General features: G+C 54.2%; 1 rRNA gene. It reads left to right on the forward strand.

Annotation, left to right across the window (positions count from 1 at the left end):
* Positions 1-1059: ribosomal RNA gene (locus tag LMJ29_RS03310) — 23S ribosomal RNA — on the forward strand; the annotation flags it as partial.

Below are 1059 nucleotides of genomic sequence, written 5' to 3' on the forward strand. Positions count from 1 at the left end.
CAAACACGAAAGTGGACGTATAGGGTGTGACGCCTGCCCGGTGCCGGAAGGTTAATTGATGGGGTTAGCGCAAGCGAAGCTCTTGATCGAAGCCCCGGTAAACGGCGGCCGTAACTATAACGGTCCTAAGGTAGCGAAATTCCTTGTCGGGTAAGTTCCGACCTGCACGAATGGCGTAACGATGGCGGCGCTGTCTCCACCCGAGACTCAGTGAAATTGAAATCGCTGTGAAGATGCAGTGTATCCGCGGCTAGACGGAAAGACCCCGTGAACCTTTACTATAGCTTTGCACTGGACTTTGAGCTTGCTTGTGTAGGATAGGTGGGAGGCTTTGAAGCGTGGACGCCAGTTCGCGTGGAGCCATCCTTGAAATACCACCCTGGCAATCTTGAGGTTCTAACTCTGGTCCGTTATCCGGATCGAGGACAGTGTATGGTGGGTAGTTTGACTGGGGCGGTCTCCTCCCAAAGAGTAACGGAGGAGTACGAAGGTGCGCTCAGACCGGTCGGAAATCGGTCGTAGAGTATAAAGGCAAAAGCGCGCTTGACTGCGAGACAGACACGTCGAGCAGGTACGAAAGTAGGTCTTAGTGATCCGGTGGTTCTGTATGGAAGGGCCATCGCTCAACGGATAAAAGGTACTCCGGGGATAACAGGCTGATACCGCCCAAGAGTTCATATCGACGGCGGTGTTTGGCACCTCGATGTCGGCTCATCACATCCTGGGGCTGAAGCCGGTCCCAAGGGTATGGCTGTTCGCCATTTAAAGTGGTACGCGAGCTGGGTTTAGAACGTCGTGAGACAGTTCGGTCCCTATCTGCCGTGGACGTTTGAGATTTGAGAGGGGCTGACCTTAGTACGAGAGGACCGGGTTGGACGAACCTCTGGTGTTCCGGTTGTCACGCCAGTGGCATTGCCGGGTAGCTATGTTCGGAAAAGATAACCGCTGAAAGCATCTAAGCGGGAAACTTGCCTCAAGATGAGATCTCACTGGAGCCTCGAGCTCCCTGAAGGGCCGTCGAAGACTACGACGTTGATAGGTTGGGTGTGTAAGCGCTGT

Origin of the sequence: Pseudomonas oryzagri, assembly GCF_020831405.1 — a bacterium.
In the GTDB taxonomy this organism is placed as follows: Bacteria; Pseudomonadota; Gammaproteobacteria; order Pseudomonadales; family Pseudomonadaceae; genus Geopseudomonas; species Geopseudomonas oryzagri.